This window comes from Companilactobacillus bobalius, assembly GCF_002179915.1.
Taxonomy (GTDB): Bacteria; Bacillota; Bacilli; order Lactobacillales; family Lactobacillaceae; genus Companilactobacillus; species Companilactobacillus bobalius.
In genome coordinates, this window is sequence record NZ_MYFM01000005.1 from 160,299 (window position 1) to 178,473 (window position 18,175).

The 18,175-nt window shown below is 36.3% G+C and carries 20 protein-coding genes; 9 read left to right on the top strand and 11 right to left on the bottom strand.

Annotated features, from left to right (window positions below; genetic code table 11):
* Window positions 1–34: 34 nt before the first annotated feature.
* The gene (gene guaA, locus LKACC16343_RS08820) at window positions 35–1,585 is read right to left on the bottom strand and encodes a glutamine-hydrolyzing GMP synthase (protein ID WP_056951012.1); all 1,551 of its coding nucleotides are present in this window, start codon (window positions 1,583–1,585) and stop codon (window positions 35–37) included.
* Window positions 1,586–1,658: 73 nt separating this feature from the next.
* Window positions 1,659–2,585, bottom strand: a complete 927-nt coding sequence (gene coaA, locus LKACC16343_RS08825; RefSeq protein ID WP_056951010.1) for a type I pantothenate kinase — start codon at window positions 2,583–2,585, stop codon at window positions 1,659–1,661.
* Window positions 2,586–2,677: 92 nt separating this feature from the next.
* Here coaA and LKACC16343_RS08830 point away from each other — a divergent pair, with 92 nt between their 5' ends.
* Window positions 2,678–3,259 carry an SGNH/GDSL hydrolase family protein gene (locus LKACC16343_RS08830; RefSeq protein ID WP_082604476.1) on the top strand — a complete coding sequence of 194 codons (582 nt, stop codon included), beginning with the start codon at window positions 2,678–2,680 and terminating at the stop codon, window positions 3,257–3,259.
* A gap of 11 nt (window positions 3,260–3,270) precedes the next feature.
* Window positions 3,271–3,906, top strand: coding sequence for a GPP34 family phosphoprotein (locus LKACC16343_RS08835; RefSeq protein ID WP_025085550.1), 636 nt, complete (start codon window positions 3,271–3,273; stop codon window positions 3,904–3,906).
* Window positions 3,907–4,518: 612 nt separating this feature from the next.
* On the opposite strand, the gene LKACC16343_RS08845 is transcribed toward LKACC16343_RS08835, so the two are convergent.
* Window positions 4,519–5,517, bottom strand: coding sequence for a tRNA dihydrouridine synthase (locus LKACC16343_RS08845; RefSeq protein ID WP_056951274.1), 999 nt, complete (start codon window positions 5,515–5,517; stop codon window positions 4,519–4,521).
* 180 nt (window positions 5,518–5,697) lie between these two features.
* Between LKACC16343_RS08845 and LKACC16343_RS08850 the strand changes: the two genes are divergently transcribed.
* On the top strand, window positions 5,698–5,937 hold the full coding sequence (locus LKACC16343_RS08850; protein WP_025085553.1) for a hypothetical protein: 240 nt from the start codon (window positions 5,698–5,700) through the stop codon (window positions 5,935–5,937).
* Window positions 5,938–6,508: 571 nt separating this feature from the next.
* Here LKACC16343_RS08850 and helD read toward each other — a convergent pair.
* Window positions 6,509–8,821, bottom strand: coding sequence for an RNA polymerase recycling motor HelD (helD, locus tag LKACC16343_RS08855; protein ID WP_082604475.1), 2,313 nt, complete (start codon window positions 8,819–8,821; stop codon window positions 6,509–6,511).
* A 178-nt stretch (window positions 8,822–8,999) separates the two neighbouring features.
* Between helD and LKACC16343_RS08860 the strand changes: the two genes are divergently transcribed.
* On the top strand, window positions 9,000–9,872 hold the full coding sequence (locus LKACC16343_RS08860; protein ID WP_056951006.1) for an aldo/keto reductase: 873 nt from the start codon (window positions 9,000–9,002) through the stop codon (window positions 9,870–9,872).
* 116 nt (window positions 9,873–9,988) lie between these two features.
* Here the strand turns inward: LKACC16343_RS08860 and LKACC16343_RS08865 are convergent, their stop codons facing one another.
* The 5 genes from LKACC16343_RS08865 to LKACC16343_RS08885 all read right to left on the bottom strand — a co-directional run bounded on the left by LKACC16343_RS08865 (window position 9,989) and on the right by LKACC16343_RS08885 (window position 14,545).
* Window positions 9,989–10,753: a formate/nitrite transporter family protein gene (locus LKACC16343_RS08865; protein WP_056951004.1), complete on the bottom strand. Its 765-nt coding sequence runs from the start codon at window positions 10,751–10,753 to the stop codon at window positions 9,989–9,991.
* A 322-nt stretch (window positions 10,754–11,075) separates the two neighbouring features.
* Window positions 11,076–11,762, bottom strand: a complete 687-nt coding sequence (locus LKACC16343_RS08870) for a Crp/Fnr family transcriptional regulator (protein WP_056951002.1) — start codon at window positions 11,760–11,762, stop codon at window positions 11,076–11,078.
* Between the two features lie 13 nt (window positions 11,763–11,775).
* Window positions 11,776–12,330: a ferritin-like domain-containing protein gene (locus tag LKACC16343_RS08875; protein ID WP_056951000.1), complete on the bottom strand. Its 555-nt coding sequence runs from the start codon at window positions 12,328–12,330 to the stop codon at window positions 11,776–11,778.
* Window positions 12,330–12,560 carry a heavy-metal-associated domain-containing protein gene (locus LKACC16343_RS08880; protein ID WP_056950998.1) on the bottom strand — a complete coding sequence of 77 codons (231 nt, stop codon included), beginning with the start codon at window positions 12,558–12,560 and terminating at the stop codon, window positions 12,330–12,332. Before LKACC16343_RS08880 ends, LKACC16343_RS08875 begins: the two co-directional genes overlap by 1 nt.
* A gap of 83 nt (window positions 12,561–12,643) precedes the next feature.
* The gene (locus LKACC16343_RS08885; RefSeq protein ID WP_056950996.1) at window positions 12,644–14,545 is read right to left on the bottom strand and encodes a heavy metal translocating P-type ATPase; all 1,902 of its coding nucleotides are present in this window, start codon (window positions 14,543–14,545) and stop codon (window positions 12,644–12,646) included.
* Between the two features lie 394 nt (window positions 14,546–14,939).
* Between LKACC16343_RS08885 and LKACC16343_RS08890 the strand changes: the two genes are divergently transcribed.
* Genes LKACC16343_RS08890 through LKACC16343_RS08910 form a run of 5 tightly spaced genes read left to right on the top strand, consistent with a single transcriptional unit; the run spans window position 14,940 to window position 16,817 of the window.
* Window positions 14,940–15,194 (top strand): GlsB/YeaQ/YmgE family stress response membrane protein, encoded by a 255-nt coding sequence (locus LKACC16343_RS08890; protein ID WP_056950994.1) that lies wholly within the window; start codon window positions 14,940–14,942, stop codon window positions 15,192–15,194.
* Between the two features lie 13 nt (window positions 15,195–15,207).
* A complete protein-coding gene (gene amaP / locus LKACC16343_RS08895) occupies window positions 15,208–15,753 on the top strand; it encodes an alkaline shock response membrane anchor protein AmaP (RefSeq protein ID WP_056950992.1) in 546 nt (181 codons plus the stop codon).
* A gap of 10 nt (window positions 15,754–15,763) precedes the next feature.
* Window positions 15,764–15,958 (top strand): hypothetical protein, encoded by a 195-nt coding sequence (locus tag LKACC16343_RS08900; RefSeq protein ID WP_056950990.1) that lies wholly within the window; start codon window positions 15,764–15,766, stop codon window positions 15,956–15,958.
* Between the two features lie 4 nt (window positions 15,959–15,962).
* On the top strand, window positions 15,963–16,376 hold the full coding sequence (locus LKACC16343_RS08905) for an Asp23/Gls24 family envelope stress response protein (RefSeq protein WP_056950988.1): 414 nt from the start codon (window positions 15,963–15,965) through the stop codon (window positions 16,374–16,376).
* Window positions 16,377–16,391: 15 nt separating this feature from the next.
* Window positions 16,392–16,817: an Asp23/Gls24 family envelope stress response protein gene (locus LKACC16343_RS08910; protein ID WP_056950986.1), complete on the top strand. Its 426-nt coding sequence runs from the start codon at window positions 16,392–16,394 to the stop codon at window positions 16,815–16,817.
* Between the two features lie 43 nt (window positions 16,818–16,860).
* Here LKACC16343_RS08910 and LKACC16343_RS08915 read toward each other — a convergent pair whose 3' ends face one another.
* A complete protein-coding gene (locus LKACC16343_RS08915) occupies window positions 16,861–17,316 on the bottom strand; it encodes a threonine/serine exporter family protein (protein ID WP_056950984.1) in 456 nt (151 codons plus the stop codon).
* A 2-nt stretch (window positions 17,317–17,318) separates the two neighbouring features.
* Entirely contained in the window at window positions 17,319–18,083 is a 765-nt protein-coding gene (locus tag LKACC16343_RS08920) for a threonine/serine exporter family protein (RefSeq protein ID WP_056950982.1), read from the bottom strand.
* Window positions 18,084–18,175 lie beyond the last annotated feature (92 nt).

An 18,175-nucleotide genomic window follows, 5' to 3' on the forward strand; every position in this document is an offset into this window, starting at 1 on the left:
TAGTCAGAGATGCTCTTTTATTTTCTATGGAATCCTATTCCCACTCTATTGTTGCGGGCGGCTTAGAAGTAATATCATAAACTACACGGTTGACATGATCTACTTCGTTTACGATTCTAACTGAGATCTTTTGAAGTACATCCCAAGGAATCTTAGCAAAGTCAGCTGTCATACCATCGATAGATGTAACGGCACGAATTCCGATTGTGTAATCGTATGTTCTACCATCACCCATGACACCAACACTTCTGATACCTGGCAAGACTGTGAAGTATTGCCAAATTTTTTCATCTAGGCCATTCTTTGCGATTTCGTCACGAAGAACCCAGTCACTATCACGAACAATTTGTAACTTCTCTTCGGTAACTTCACCGATAACACGAATTCCAAGACCTGGGCCTGGGAATGGTTGACGCCATACTAATTCGTGTGGCATACCTAGTTTTTCACCTAATTCACGGGTTTCATCCTTGAACAATGTACGTAGAGGTTCGATCAACTTGAAGTGCATGTCTTCTGGAAGTCCACCAACGTTATGGTGAGATTTGATTGTTTGAGCAGTACTTGTACCACTTTCGATAACATCAGTATAAAGTGTACCTTGTGCTAAGAAGTCAATACCATCAAGCTTTTGAGCTTCATCGTTAAACACTTGGATAAACTCGTTACCAATAATCTTACGTTTCTTTTCTGGATCAGTTACACCAGCTAGTTTGTCTAAGAAGCGCTTTTGAGCATCAACTTTGATGATGTTCAAACTAAACTTGCCTTTCAAACTATCCATAACTTGATCGGCTTCATTCTTACGAAGAAGACCATGATCAACGAAGATACTTGTCAATTGTGTACCGATAGCTTTGTGTAGTAAAACACCAACAACAGAAGAATCAACACCACCGGATAAACCAAGAAGAACTTTCTTGTCACCAACAGTTTCACGAATCTTTTGAATTTGTTGATCAATGAAATCATCCATTGACCAGTTAGCTTTTGCTTCACAAACGTCGAATGCAAAATGCTTCAAGATTTCTGAACCGAATTCAGTATTTCTAACTTCGGTATGGAATTGCACACCGTACATCTTACGTTCATCATCAGCGATTGATGAAATAGGTGCATTCTTACTTGTAGCAACTACTTTGAAGCCTTTTGGAGCTTCTTTAACAAGGTCACCATGACTCATCCAAACGTATTGTTTTTCAGGTAAGTCTTTGAATAATACAGCATCTTTATCAGTAACTGTAATATCAGCGTGACCATATTCACGGTTGCTTGCTGATTCGACTTTACCGCCAAGGTTATAAGACATCAATTGCATACCGTAACAAATACCAAGGATAGGAATACCTAACTTGTAAATGTCTTGGTCGATTGTAAAGGCGCCTTCGTCGTAGACACTATCAGGTCCACCAGAAAGGATAATACCTTTAGGATTGATTTCTTTAACTTCTGCAGCAGTAATAGTATTTGGTAGTAATTCAGAGTATATGCCAATATCTCTGATTCTACGAGTAATCAATTGATTGTATTGACTACCGTAGTCTAGAACAATGATGCTATCAGCATCTGGCCATTGCTTGCTCAAATCAATTTCCCCCACTTTTTTTATTTATTCTATTGTATACGAAAATTAGTTCCATGTCATATATTGTTAACGCTTAATATTTTCTGAGATAAATTTTATCGATTTGATGATCTTCAGACTTATGCAAAATAAGGTCAGCTCGGTTCATAGTTGGCTTGATATAATCACGTAAATTAGGGTAATTAATCGTATTCCACACATTTCTCGCCATTTTCATCGCTTCAGTTTCAGGAATCTGAGTGAATTGATAGTAATAACTGTTAGGATCATTTCTCGCTAAATCTAAAAGCGTCTCAAAACGATTTAAGAACCATTCCTCAATATCATCGACCTCTGCATCAATATAAATTGAAAAATCAAAGAAATCACTGACATAGATCTGTTCGTTCTGAGGCAATTGTAATACATTTATCCCTTCAACGATCAAAATATCTGGATTATCTAACTCTTCGTATTTTCCAGGAATAATATCATAAATGTTATGTGAATATAAAGGATATCGTATTTTGCCACCACGAGTTTTGACTTCACCTAAGAAATCTAACAGTTTGGACATATCATATGTTTCAGGAAATCCTTTTTTATCCATTAAATGGCGTTCTTTTAAAATTTTACTGGGATACAAAAAACCATCCGTTGTCATCTGTGCCACTTTATATTGTGGATAAGAACGCTCTAACATAATTTTCAACAATCGAGCGGTCGTACTCTTACCTACAGCGACTGAACCGGAGACACCGATCACAAATGGGACTTTACGAACTTTATTATTTAAAAACTCATTCTTTAACTTGGTTAATTTGCGATAGTTTTTTAAATAAATATGTAGTAAATGGCGAATCGGAGCATACACTGAACGGACGTCATCAATTGAAATTTCATCATCTAAAGACTTGATCTTCCGCAATTCTCCATCAGTAATGGCTTGTTTCTTGTATTCACCATGAAAGTTTTCCCACTCTTTTCTTGAGAACTCATCATAGTTAGCTAAACTTTGCATATTGTTAAACCTACCTAATATAGTAATTAACTTTTATTTATTTTCTGGTATTCTAGTATAGTATAGAACTTTTTTAAAAAAGGAAATAATATATGAAGAGAATAGTATTATTTGGGGACTCAACCCTGATGGGTCTACGCGATGGCAAGGCTACTGATACGTTAGCTAAACGCATCCGCAAAGACTTTCAAGGTTACGAGGTTATTAATATGTCGATTGCCGACTACAAAACCAATAATGCTATGACACGAGTTGATCGCGTAAAAAAATTAGATCCTAGAATTGTTATTTTGGGATTTGGTATCAACGATATTTCGGTAGATGATGAAATTAAGCCTGGCAAATTTGCTGCCAACTTAATGAGTATGATTGATACATTAGGTAGTCAAAAAGTTATTCTACTTTCTCCACCATTTGCAGATTGGCGTAAGGATCCCAAACGGCCTTGGACTCGCCAGCTTCAATTTGAATTGGTGACGGAACATTTGAGTAAACAACTAGACGTATCGTATATCGATTTGCTTCACGATATGGCAAATAGCGCTAATCTGGACGATTTGCTACAGACTGACGGTTTGCACTTTACCAAACAAGGTTATAATCTTTTAGAAGACGAATTAATACCAGAAATTAAAGCCACACTGGCCAAACAAAATGAGTTAGTGTCGAATTGAAGGAGCACTTTATGGAGTTAAATATTCCTCAAAAATATTTTATTTTATCGTGTAATGAAAAAGGTAGTATCCGAATCTTTAAGAATACCAGACGTCGTGCCTATCTAGCTGAAAGCTCATTTTTTGACTTAGCTTTAAACGATATCATCGATCTAACTGACAACAGTGTCATCATTAACAAAGTTTTGCCTGACGACAAGAAGTACCTCAACGAGTTCTTCCAGATCATCAACAAGAATCAAGGTAAAAGTGTCACTCATGTTTTGAGAGCCATGGCTACAAATGAAAAAATCACACGAATCATTTACAACGAAATTGGTGACTCACTCGTCAACAAAGTCGATGTAACTAAAGCAGTTACTGGATTAGTTTTCAAAACGAATAACTACTTGCCTAACCGTAGCGTGAAACGTGAATTGGTAGCTGATCTTCGAAAGGAAATCCTAACGGCAGATAAAATTTCTCCTGAAGCCTTTGCTTTATTAGCTACCCTCTATGGTAACCACGACTTGAAATTCTACTTCTCACAATTCGAACAGAAACAATTGAAAGATAAGATTGCTCTTTATCAAAAAGATCCAACTTATGACAAATTGTTTGAACTGTCGAAACGTTTGAATCGTGTCACTCTAACCTTATTAAGTTAAACAAAAAGCGAAGTCACATGACTTCGCTTTTTTAGTATTCATTTTTTTCAGTCTCTTTAATACCAGTGATTACAAACCCCTCCGAAAATAATTAATACAAACTTTATTTCTCCTTGTTTTTGTAAGGAAAAGTTAAAAATATTAGTACAAGTACAATTAATTGAATTAATATTTTTACTACAATCGGGAGTGATTGAACAATAATCATGAATTTATACCCAAATAATTCGGGAAGGAATGTATTAATGAAACTGCCAATTAAACTAAAAGATACAGTTAACCAAAATATATATTTTTTCATGGAATTCATATATCGAGTTTTCCCTCTCAACAATTTATCGTCAGAATAACATTGCAGTAAGTTTTGTAGCAACGAATTTTATCAAAAAGATTCAATTTATGATAAATTGTTTGAACTGTCGAAACGTTTGAATCGTGTCACCATAACCTTATTAAGTTAAACAAAACTGCATATTTAATTAAATATGCAGCATAAACGCGGAACATAACATAACTTTTTCCGCTTAAAACAAATAGGACCAGGTAATCAAAATACGATTACCTGGTCCTATTTCCTTTAATGCTCGAAAGCTGAACATGTTATGTCCCGCTCTAGTATCCATTATCCTCAATTTTATCAATAACTTTACGGGCATCATCAGTTGTCTTAGTTTGCATCAAATCATTTCTGATTTCAGCAGCATGTTTCATTCCACGAACATAAATCTTGAAGAAACGTTGTAATGGTGCAAAATGACCTGGAATTCCCTTAGCTACAAATTCATCGTACAAATCGAGTTGGTAACGCAACAAACTCAAAAGTTCAGTACTTGAATGTTGTTGTGGTTCTTTTTCAAAGGCAAATGGATCAGAGAAAATTCCTCGTCCAATCATAATTCCATCCACACCAGGATGTTCTTGCGCTAATTTGATTCCTTCTTGATAATTCATAATGTCACCATTAATTTGCAACAACGTATCTGGTGCAATTTCATCACGCATCTTAACTAAGTCATCGATTAATTCGTAGTGAGCTGGAACTTTACTCATTTCCTCTTTAGTTCTGACATGAACTGTTAAAACGGGAACTTGTTGTTCCAATAAGAAAGGAATCCATTCTTTATATTCAGAAATCTCACTGAAGCCTAAACGAGTTTTGACACTGACTGGTAATCCAGCCTCACGAGCGCCCTCGATAACTTCTTTAGCAGTATCAAAATGACGAATTAAGTCACTTCCACTATGATTTTTGATTACGGCAATATCAGGACAACCAGTATTGATGTCAATTGCCTCATAGCCTTGCTTTTTCACTTCTACAGCTGCTTTGGCAAAGTCTTCACCAGAGTTACCCCATAGCTGAACAATTGGTTTAGGATCCTCTTTAGGGTCAATATACAATCTTCCCTTAGTTGCTTCTTTAGCCAAAGGATGATTAATAGCTAAAGCATTAGTAAATTCAGTATAAAATACATCCGGAGCAGCGGCTTTTTGAACTACTCTTCTAAAGACTGATCCGGTTACAGCCTCCATTGGTGCCAAGCTGAAGAAAGGACGATTTTCCTTCTTAGCTTTTTCGGCAATGCGATTCCAGTAAGTTGACTGGGTCACTCTCTCACTTCCAATCAAAATTTTCAATTACAATACTCTCAACTATACCTATTTCGAAAGGTTGAGTGCAAGTTTTTAATCCTTTAAACATTTTATAAAATATACATAAAAAGCCCTAAAATGTTATAATGTAAGCGTTAACAATTAAACTATTTATTTATATTTGAGGGGGAAAAAGCCATGGAAAATAAAGAAACAAATTCAGAAAGAATCACAAGACTAGCGATTACTTACATTTTTGTTTTCGTGGCAGTATTCCTAGGATTATTTGCACTTTACTTCCACTTCACAACTAACATGTCAGTCACATGGTTAGTTCAGTTATTGTTTGTGGATTTATTGTTATTAATCTTAGCTATTTTAAAGCCATTATTCGATATTACGGTTGATTTCTTTAAGGATATTATTAAGAACAACTAGTGATTTTAGGCGGTGTAGTTACTGTTATTGTTATTAAGTATGCCGCCCTCCGCAACAAGAAAATTTGGCTGGAACGCCATGGGCCGACTGGAAGCTAATGAATTTTCACTTTGTGCAAATTCATGGATCTTCAAGTTCAGCCTTTATCTAAGCAATAAATTGCTAAGATAAACTTCATGGCTGAGCCAATTTTCTTGTTGCTCCGGTCTAAATGTTAGTTCTATTGAAATTTAATATTCTAAATTTTTAATCCAAAATAATAGCATCTATTCCTAATTTCAATTTTTACCAAAGGTAACGATTGATTTTCTAGAATAGATGCTATTTTGATTTCTGAATTAATTGAGATAGAAGATAAAACTCGTTATTCAGTCCGGAGTGGAAATTGGGAATGCGTTCAGCTATGAAATTATTGTTACCGGCTTTGCCGGTTACAATAAGGCCGACTTTGGAAACTAATTATTTTGCACGAAGTGTAAAATAATTAGTTTCAAATCGTGCCCATAGCGTTCCAATGCATTCTCAATTTCCGCGGAGGACGGCACCTTCCACCCCAACAAACTATAGAAAGTTACTTCATCAATTGATAATACTCTTCTGGTACACGTTGAAGTAATTGTGAAAACTCGCCAATTGATGTGATTGTCAACTTGTGCATTGCACGTGAAGCAATTGTGTAAACTAACTGTTGCTCATCTTCAGAGAACTTGTCCTTTGAAGCATCCCACATAATAACCGCATCAAACTCCAAACCTTTAGCCAAGAATGATGGTAAGACAATCGTTCCAGCGGCCAAACGTTGATTTTCCGAACGAATCAAAGTAGATTTAACCCCATTTTCTTTGAGTTGATCGTGCAAATGTTCAGCGTCTTCCAAAGTTTTGGCAATAATAGCTGTTGTAAAATTGTGTTCATCATTTTCAGCCAATTGTGTTTTAACCTGTTGCAACGATTCCTGTTCATCTTTCGCACAATACATGTTAGGCAAGTCCCCATCACGATTGAATGGTTCAATTTTTTGACCATTTGTCAAAATTGCCTTCGTAAAGTCCGTAATTTGTTTTGTCGAACGATATGAGTGAACCAACTGAACAACTCGAGTTTCGTCAGCATCAAATAATTTTTGAGCTTCAGAAAGCAGAGTCTGACTATTCTTCTTAGTAAAGATCGACTGATTCAAATCCCCTAACATGGTATAGCGAGCACGTGGGAATTTGAATTTCATATAAGCCAACTGGAATGGTGTGTAATCTTGAATCTCATCCATAAAGACAAACTTCATTTCCAATTCACCATGACGACCAGTTACCAAATCATACAAGTACAAATATGGACTCAAGTTATTCATTGAAATTTGCTTATCAGTAAATGATTTAACGAAGTTATCAACGTAATTCTTCCATTGTTCTTCGGTAATACCCCACTTACTTAAATCAGTAATTTGTGGAACAGCTTTTAAGAAATTCAAGTAGTTAGCTGCCACATTCAAGAATCTCAAACGTTTGATATTCTTGTAGACACCCTGCAACATAGCTGTGACAATCTTACGAGCCAAGAATCTATTTTCTTCATCACCATTTTTGAACTCTTGATCAGCTGTACTATAAAGTGCTTGTAATTGTTCCTTACTTAAATTTTCAATTCTTTCAGCAACCCACTTAGAGCGCATTTCTGCACCAATCTTACGGTGAAGTAATTTGATCAAACGGTCAACGGTTGCATCTAGTCGATTACCCAAATTATATTGGGGACCGTAACTGTAATAGATTTCTTGAATCTTTTCTTTAGAAATAAAGACTTTTCCTTGGAATTTGATATCCTTGAATGCCATCCCACTTTGGTCCAACAACTTGCTATAGTTCGTCATAATATTGAAGAATTCAACATCTGAAACAAATTTTCCAATATTCTTATTGTCAGCATCAACAACTGTTTCAAATTGTTGAGCCAAACTTTCAACGGTTAAATTAGGCAAACGACGTGCTAAGAATTGTTTGTAAGTCATTTGCACCATGTTTTGTTCACCCATTTCAGGCAAAACATCTTTTATATAGTCATTGAAAAGTGAATTTGGTGAGAACATAACAACCTGACTAGAAGTTAACGTTCCACGATATCTATATAATAGGAACGCGATTCTTTGCAAAATAGCTGAAGTCTTACCAGAGCCGGCGGCACCTTGAACAAACAAGAGTTTCGACTTAGTATCACGAATAATCTTGTTTTGTTCCTTTTGAATAGTTTTAACGATACCCTTCATATGCGTAGAAGATTTACCGTCCAAAACTTCCAACAACATTTGGTCACCGATAGTTTCTTGGGTATCGAAATAAGCTCTGATTTTGCCGTTTTCAACTAAAAATTGACGCTTCAAAAAGAGATCAACTTCTTGTTCTCCATCAGGAGTCATGTAAGTGACCTGACCTAATTTTCCATCGTAATAGATAGAAGAAATCGGAGCACGCCAATCATAAACTAGAAAATGATCATTTTTATCAGTAAAAGAACTTAAGCCGATATAAACAGTTTCCTTCTTAGGTTCTCCCTTTTCCTGAAAGTCTAAGCGGGCGAAGAATGGATTCTTTTCCAACTTCTTCAAAATACCCAAACGTTGTTTAGATTGTTGCCAACTATTGTTTCTTTCGTCCAACATCTGTTGTTGCTGATGAATGGAAAGTGCGGCATCCATAGAGATTGAGTCCCCATCCATGCCTAAGTGAATGTCATCAAAAGCATTATTGATAACTTTTAAATCTTCTTCAGCAACTTCCATGTGTTCACGGAGTTGGCCCTCAGACTTTTTAATCTTTTCAACCACATCTTCTAAATGTGCTTGTTCAAGCTTTTTTTCGTCTAGTTCATTAATCATAGATTTATCTGTCATAATAACCTCTTAAATTAAAGTTATATAATGTTACCACTATTTTTTTGGTAATTCAAAAATATTAAATCATCATATACGGTCCCGCCCAAATTCACATTCTATGGAGCAAATGTTTGTATAAAATGAGTAAATTGATTAACGTAACAGTGTAAATTATTTAGTAATAGGAGGATTTTTAATGGATAAGATTAATGCTACTAACGCAGGTACTTTCAAATTTGATGATGACTTTATCGTCAATCGTTTAGGTTACGGTACCATGCAATTAACTGGTAAAGGCGTTTGGGGACCATACAAAGATCCTGCTCAAGCCGTTGAATTGATCAAAAGTGCCTTTGATTTAGGTGTTAACTTCATAGATACCGCAGATTCTTACGGACCTTGGAATGCCGATTCATATTTGGCAAAAGCACTAAAAGAATATTCTGATTCAGATAAGATTTTTATTTCAGACAAAGTTGGTCAAGTTAGAACTGGTGAAAACGAATGGGTTCCTGTTGGGACTCCAGCCTTCCTTCGCCAAGAAGTAGAACTTTCATTACGTATGTTTAACCGTGATCACGAAGATTTGTTATTCTTGCACAGAATTGACTCACATATCCCAATCGAGGATCAAATTGGTGAATTAAAGAAGATGCAAGATGAGGGTAAAATTAAGCACATCGGTATCAGTCAAGTTTCACTCGATGAATTAAAAGCTGCTCAAAAAATAGCTAAGATTGATGCTGTAGAAAACATGTACAACGTTGGTCATCATAAGGATGACGATGCCATTGTCGATTACGCTGAAAAGAACCATATGGCTTTCCTACCTTGGTTCCCTCTTGATACTGGTAATCTAGTTCAAGCTAATAGTCCATTAAACGATATTGCTAAGAAATATAATGCCAGTCCCGCACAAATTGCTTTAGCTTGGCTATTGAAACGTTCTGACAATATTATTCCTATTCCCGGAACCAGTTCAGTAGACCACTTAAAAGACAATTTAAGTGCTGCTAATGTAAAATTAAGCGATGAAGATTTTGAAAAGTTATCTGACTTGCAAAAATAATAGAAGCAAAAAACCTCGTGCCCTAAAATGGACCGAGGTTTTTTGCTACTCATCTAAAACATTTCTAAAACTAATCTATGAAAAATCTAAAAACATACTCGGAAGCTAATCTGTTCTTATTTAACTTTCTTATAACTGAGGTAGTAGAATCCAGCGACAAAAACTAATCCGCCAATGATATTACCTAAGTAAACTGGAACAAAATTTTGTAAAAATAGTCCCCATGTACTTCCACCTTCAAAAATTGCTGCAGGAATAATGAAACAATTAGCAATACTATGTTGAAAACCAACTGCCACAAAAATCATGATTGGGAACCAGATACCAAGAATCTTACCGGCTCCATCTTTAGCCCCAAACGAGAGCCAAACAGCTAAACCAACTAGCCAGTTACAGCCAATTCCTGAAATGAATGCTGACCAAAATCCGGCACTGGTTTTACTAGCAGCCACAGCAATCACAGCTTGTCTAAATGGTTCAGCATGAGTCAATCCGACAACGTGACCAAAGAAATAGGCGACAAAAATTGCCCCGATAAAATTGAATAACGTAATTATTAGTAGATTTTTTACATAATCTAGTATTGAAGCTTTCTTCGATAAAAACGACGCTCCAACTGCCATCATATTCCCCGTAGCCAATTCTCCACCAGCTAATAAGATAATGATCAAACCGATAGGAAAAACTGTTCCGCCGACTAATGATTTAACACTAGCCAAGTCTTTCGGAATTGAAGCAGTAACTCTAACGTAGGCCAAGAATCCAATGGAGATCATAGCCCCACCGATAAAACCAAGTATCATTTTGGCAATCAGTGCTTTTTTCAACTTTCCGACACCAGCATTAATGCTCTTCTCTAAGATCTCCTCAGGGGTAAACATAGATAAATTTCCTACCTTTTTTAATTTATTGCATTAAAGATAGCATCCATTCACGAACTATGTCAATTGAATTTCCGTTATTGTTCGTGTTATAAAAATGTATAAAAATAACACAGATTTTTTATAACCTGTGTTATTTTTTGTCTTATGTATTTTTACTGTCTATTTGGGATTAACCGTTGTTCTTTGCAATATAGTGGAAACGCGTTTCACAAGGGCAACCTCCTGCGGTTTGCTACAGTACTGGAATTGCACGCATAATTCGCATGCGATTTCAGTACTTAGGCAAATCCTCAGAGGCTGGGCGCCCTTGTTCCACGCTCTAATCGATCATCATTAATCGATCTGCATCTAAAATCTTAAACTTATTATTACTAATCTTTTCAATCATACCTTGTTTAGTCAAAGAACTTAACTTTCGACTAATTGTTTCAGGGGTTGTTCCAAGATAAGTAGCGATATCTTTTTTCTTAAGTGGCAAGGTAAAAACATCTTCATCTAACCCAGCACTGGTTTCTAACAGATAATTAGCCAAGCGACTCTCTACACTAGCTGTAGTAGCTTCAGCAGTCTGTTGTTCCAATTGAACGATTCTACGCCCTAGTGCATTGACCATATTAACAGCCAAAGCAGGAGCTTTTTGCATTAACTTTTGAAAGTCTGGACGAGATATTTGGCACACGTCTGTATCCATCAAGGCTTCAGAAAAGTTATTGTGCTCAGCATCGGAGAAAAGTGTTGCTTCTCCATCAAAATCACCTGTCTGCAAAACTCGTAACATTTGCTCTTTACCACTCGTGGACATTTGAAATACTTTGGCTTGTCCGTGAGCCACAATAATCAATGAATCAGCAACATCCCCAGCAGAAAAGATATATTCCCCACTCTTGTAGTGGTGATGGGTAACTAAAGTAGCCACCGTTTCAATATCTTCTTGTGACAAGGTGTTAAATATTGGAACTAACTGAACACAGTCTTCCGCTGTATGATCATGCGCTAATTTTGCCATTAATTATCTCTCCTTAATCGAAGTCTTCATCGTCTTCTTCTTCAAAGCCTTCTTTAGCTGAATTGCCAAGAAGTGCTTGATAGATTCTGATTTGGTGATTGTTAAAGCCAAGTAATTGAACTAGAACTTGAGCCATGAATGGACGATCTTCATTTTCAGCTAACTTGATTGCACGTGTAACAAACATGTTATCTGTAGCAAAGTCATTAACGACCGTTTGGATCATATCCTCAGCCTTCATGTACTTATTCTTACCGTCTTCTTCAAGCATTGAATATTCAGTATATTCTTTCATTGTTGAGGGTGGTAATTCACCTTCATCAAGCAATTCATCGGCTATCTTATCATACCAAGCATTATTTTCATCAATAGTTTGTTTTAAAACGGCCTTGTAGTTTTCAGCATTGGCACCCTTAATGAACCACTCGATTTGGTGCAACTTGATATTTAGCAAGAAATGATTAGAAACAATATGTCCTGTCATTGCCCCTGCGGTTGGTTTGTGGTGATCTGCATCAGCCTGTTTTTGTTCTGCTGCAAACTTTTCGTCAATTGTTAGTTCTGCCATTATTTGTTCTCCTTAACTTTAACCTTTTTAACTTCATATCCTAAGTCTGTAATTACATTGGAAATTTGGTCTGCGGAAGTCCTATCTTCATCAAAATCTGCCCTAACTTTACCAGCGTTGAAGAGAACCTTGACATTTGAAACGCCATCTTGGTTTTCAACACCCTTTTGAATCTTTGTTAAACATGATGGGCATGTTAATTCACCTAATTGTAAAATTGCTTTTGCCATAATTGATTCCTCCATATTTCTTAAATCTTTCACCAGCATCATCGTTGAGTACTTGCTCAACTAACTTACAAATACTATCTTACTTAGTTTGCTGTTTTGAGAACTTGATTTGAATCAAGTTTCGAAGGTTTATTTTGAATTAATCTCATTGCGTTGAAAATAACTACTAAGATACTTAGTTCGTGGACAAACATTCCGCTACCCATATGAATTACACCGACAACTAAACCGAGCAATAATAAGGCAACTGTTCCAACTGCAATAATGATATTTTCTTTTGTATTAGCGACGGTCTTCTTAGATAACTTGTAAGCATGTGCCAAAGCATCAAAGCTGGACTTAACCAAAATGATATCTGAGGTTTCGATAGCGACATCTGTCCCAGTACCCATACCAATTCCGATATCAGCTGTAGCAAGTGAAGGACTATCGTTAATACCATCACCAACAAAGGCTACGGTATTACCCTGTTCTTTAAACTTCTTAACAAACTCAACTTTGTCCTCAGGTAATAATTCGGCATGTACTTCATCAATTGGCAATCTTTCGGCAACACGTTGAGCAGCGACCTTATTATCACCAGTTAACATTACGATTCGTTTTAAACCAGCATCTTTTAATGCTTGAAGTCCTTCTCTAGCATCTGGTCTCAATTGATCATTCACACCAACGACTAAACGTAATTCTTGATCAAGAGCCATCAATACGACAGAATCTCCATCGTTCATACGAGCATTAATAGCTTTTCTCTGTTCTTTAGTAATTTGAACGTTATTGGCTTTCATCAAACGTTCGTTACCAACTAAAATCTTGAATTCATCACTTTGACTGACTAACCCTTGACCCTTAACGGTATCTAATTCAGGTAGTTTAACATCATCTGTGACACCTAAATCATGAGCGTACTTCACGATAGCTTGACCCAAAGGATGGTCTGAAGTATTTTCAACAGCTGAAAGTAAAGCCATCATTTCATTCTTATCTTTACCAAAATTGACTACATCAGTAACTGACATTTTCCCGGTTGTCAAAGTACCAGTCTTATCGAGTACCAAAGTATCAACGTGTGAGAAGGTATTTACGGCATTGCCACCCTTCATCAAAATACCATTCTTAGCACCATTACCAATTCCGGCAACGTTTGAAACGGGAGCACCGATAACCAAGGCACCAGGGCATCCTAGAACTAGAACGGTAATAGCCAATGGAAAGTTTTGTGTGATTGCCCAAACTAAGATACCGATGATCAATACAGCTGGTGTGTAATAAGTCGCAAATTTATCAATAAAACGAGCGGCAGGTGACTGACTATCTTGTGCTTCCTCAACTAATTCGATGATCTTACCGAAGGTAGTATCTTCACCCACGGATGTCGTCTCGATAGTTATTGTTCCGTTATCAGTGATCGAACCAGCGAAAACATTGTCACCAATACTCTTCTCAACTGGAGTTGATTCACCAGTAATTGAGGCTTCATTCATATAACCTGTACCATCGATAATTTTTCCATCGACAGGAATTTGACCACCAGGCTTAACAACAACGTGATCACCTTCATCCAAATCATCAACATCAACCTCTTCAGTTGTGCCATCTTCGTTGACCAATTCGGCTGTAGTTGGTGCCATCTTCGTTAAACTTTTAACGGAAGAACGAGTCTTCTCCAAAGTCTTTTGTTCCAAGAAATTACCAAAAAGAAATAAGAATGTAACTACAGCTGATTCTTCATATTCTCCAATGATAAAGGCTCCGACAACTGCAATTGTTACTAGTAATTCAATACTGATAACTTTGTTCTGTAATGCGGATATTGCATGTAGAGCCACTGGAATGGCTCCGATAATACTGGCAATAATCATTGCAACTGTACTAAGCGTTGGTAGTTTCAATAAAAACTTAGCAATCAAACTTACTACAATTAAAATGGCGATTGAAGCTGTTAATTTATTTTGATGTTTCTGTATCCATATATTTAGCTTATTCATTTTAATTTTCCCTTCTCGTATTTATCTAATCTTCCTGAACAATTCTCAAGAGCTGGACATCTTTGCTTCGCTCTCTCATTAAACGATCTACGCAAAGATAACTCTCTGCGGTTTACCTAATATTCGGCCTCGCCCACCTTGTGTGCAATTCCAAATATCATGTAAATCCTCAAGAGCTGGACATCTTTGCTTCGCTCTCTCAACTTACAAGACATATTCTACTGAGAATGAACATTAAAAAACTTGATGTCTATCAAGTTTGATCATATTTTTGAATCATTTTTTATTTATAATTTCCATTAGTTATTTGTGGACAAGTTCACAAGTAATTCTTTAAGATGAACTTATAAATAAAAGGAAATAGTAATTTTCTTGAAAGAAAGGGATGGTTAAAATGCTACATACTATATGGGTTATTATAGTTGGCGCCGTTATAGGGGCTATTGCTAGTATGATTATCAATCGCGATATGCCTTGGGGCTGGGTTGGTAATATTATTGGAGGTTTAGTTGGAGCTTGGCTTGGTGAAACACTTCTCGGAGCTTGGGGTCCAAACGTTGCAGGTATGGCAATCGTACCAGCTATTGTTGGAGCTATAGTCGTTGTATTATTAACCACTTGGCTTTTCAGCAGTATGAGAAGAAGTTAGTAAGGGGAAATTTATGAAAAAAATATCGAAAGGTATTCTAATAGTTGCTTCCATACTAGGATTACTACAAGTACTTTGGTTCATTGCCTTAGCTTATCCACTTAAACCAGTAGTAGAAGTAATTAAAGGTTTTCAACTTCCACGAGACTTTCTACTCTACACTTCACTGGTTTTCGCCGGTATCTCCACTCTGATTTTCTTGGTTCTACTGATGTATGGAATTTTCGTACCTGTTAAACACCAAGAAGTTCGTTTCGACTCTGCTAATGGTAAATTACGAATTTCTAAGGCCTCCATTGAAAAAATAATCAAAAATAAAATCAAAGAAATTCCTAACCTTACCGATGTCGATGTTGATCTCAAAATTTTAGGCAAGAATCGCCAAGCTAAAATGTTCATTTCAGCGCTTAGTACTGAAGAACAGAATTTACACCGCCAAGGTGAAAATATTAAACGTATCGCTAATGAACAATTGGCCAAACATTTAAGTATTCCTATTAAGAAAACAACTGTTGATTTAAAACCTAATTTAAATCGTGGCAAAGTAAAAGTTGTGTGAGGATAAGAATATGAAAAGAGGCATAATTGGCTCCATTGTTGGAAGTGTTCTGGTCGCAATCTGGATAGTTCTAGGCTTTGGAAATTTATTATTAATAGTTCTGGCCGGAATGGTTGGCTACTTGATTGCTACCATAACTGGATCTGCCGAAGACAAATCTTCATTAAGATCTAAAATTACCAAAATTTTACAAATAAAGGAGTAATAACATGGCAGTACAACCGCTAAACGCCGATTTAATAAAGAATAGTAAATTGAAATTTAATGAAGACGTAATCGCTAAAATTGCTGGGATGGCAATCCGTGATATCGACGGTATTCTCTCCATGAATGGTAACGTCTTCGACAATATTGCTGACAAAATTCGTAGTAAAGAAGATATCACTAAAGGTATCGATGTTGATGTCGGCGAAAAACAAACTGCTTTAGACTTAGAAATCATCTTGGAATATGGCAAAGACGCACATCAAGTTTTTGAAAATATTCTCCATGAAGTTAGTTCAGCCATCGAAAGTATGACTGGACTTAAAGTAATCGAAACTAACGTTTATATCAGCGATGTCATGACTAAAAAAGAATGGCAACAACAGAATAAAAATAACGACAATAACCGTGTAAATTAGAAAAGAGGAAAAAATATGACTAACACTCAAACAAACAATCATCAGGAAAATTCAATTCAAAAGGAATTAAACTTTTCAGATAAAGTTTTAGAAAAAATTGCTAGCCAAACAGCTCATTCAATTGATGGTGTACTCTCTCTAAATGGCGGTGCCATTAGTAACCTAACTGACCGTTTTATTGATAATCCTACCAAGGGTGTGAACGTTGATAATGATGATGACAAGTTATCGTTCGAACTGAAAGCCATATTGGAATATGGCAAACCAGCACCTCAAATTTTTGATAGAATCGTGAATAGTATTGCTCGTTCAGTCAAAGAAATGACCGGTAAAGAAGTAGATAAAATCACTTTAAACGTTGATGATTTGATGACTAATGCTGAATGGAAGAAACAACAATCTGGCAACAGTAAGAACGAAGAAGCCAAAGAAACTGAATAATAAATTTTCCCCCTTCAGGAAAATAAAAACCGCTGACACAATATCAGCGGTTTTTTTGTTCTAAATGTTTTTTTAAAGGTGGATAGATTTTATTAGAAATGGCTTCGGCAATAATGAATCCAATTGCTAAAGACAATCCAACTGTTAAAGCTTTAATCAATCCGTGTGCAGCTAAATTATCATACCCTAAAGTAAAATTTTTCATACTGTCATAAATAATTGCTCCTGGAACTAGTGAGACTAAACAAGGGACATAAAAAATATTTACTGGTGCTCTAACCAAAATGGCGGCTAAATTACCTAATAGTCCAATAACAACTGCTGACAAAAGGTTCGGCATGATTACTCCATGGTCATACCAACCAGCAACGATATAAATGACCCAAGCAATTGCTCCGATCCAACCTGCCGGCATCAAAGTTCTTCTAGGATTATTGGTCACAATACCAAAACCAACACTAGATAAAAAGCCAAAAATAAATCCTAATAGTATTTGCATTTTTACCCTCCCAAGACAGCCTTAATCAAGATTTGACCAATAACCACACCACTACCAATCGAGATTCCCGCCATAATGGCGTCAGTTGCTCTGACTAAACCGGAAATAGTGTTTTTTTCAATAATCTCTCGTAATGAATTGGTCATTGGAACTCCTGGTACCAAAGGCATTAAGGCACTAATAATAATATTGTTAGCACTTGAAGCAATTCCCACATCTAGCAAAATATGAGCCAAGACACTAATGCTCAAACCACCCATAGCTACAGCAATATAAGGAATTTTAGAATGCTGTCCAACAACTCTTGCCACTAGATATCCCAAGATACCGACAAAAAATGACAGGAACAAATCAAACCAAGTTGCCTTAAACAACAACATCGGTGCGACTGAGACTAAACCTGCCCCCAAACATTTCTCAAATAAATTAAAATCTGATGTGTCGAACTCAACATCAGTCACAGCTTCTTTTAATTCTTTGAAGGTCATTTTATGCTGGGAAAATTCACGTGACAGCGTATTGATTCGATCAACTTTTTGAAGGTTGAAATCACCCACACGAACTTTAAAAATTCTCGTTGTAGCACTTTTTTCCGAGTTCACAAAAACAGCCGTCATCGTTGCATGACAAACTATCGGTAAATTTACTGCCCGACCGATATACTCCACAGTATTTTCTACCCGTGAAGTTTCGGCTCCATTTTCTAGAAGCACTGCTCCCACTTGACCACATAGGGCCACAACATCTTTTTCATCTAAACTATCCATCGCGGTACCCTCAAATTGATTTTTTCTTAATCATACAATGTTATTGGAGCATGACTACTTTATTGACTTAAAAATCTAAAATAGCACCCATT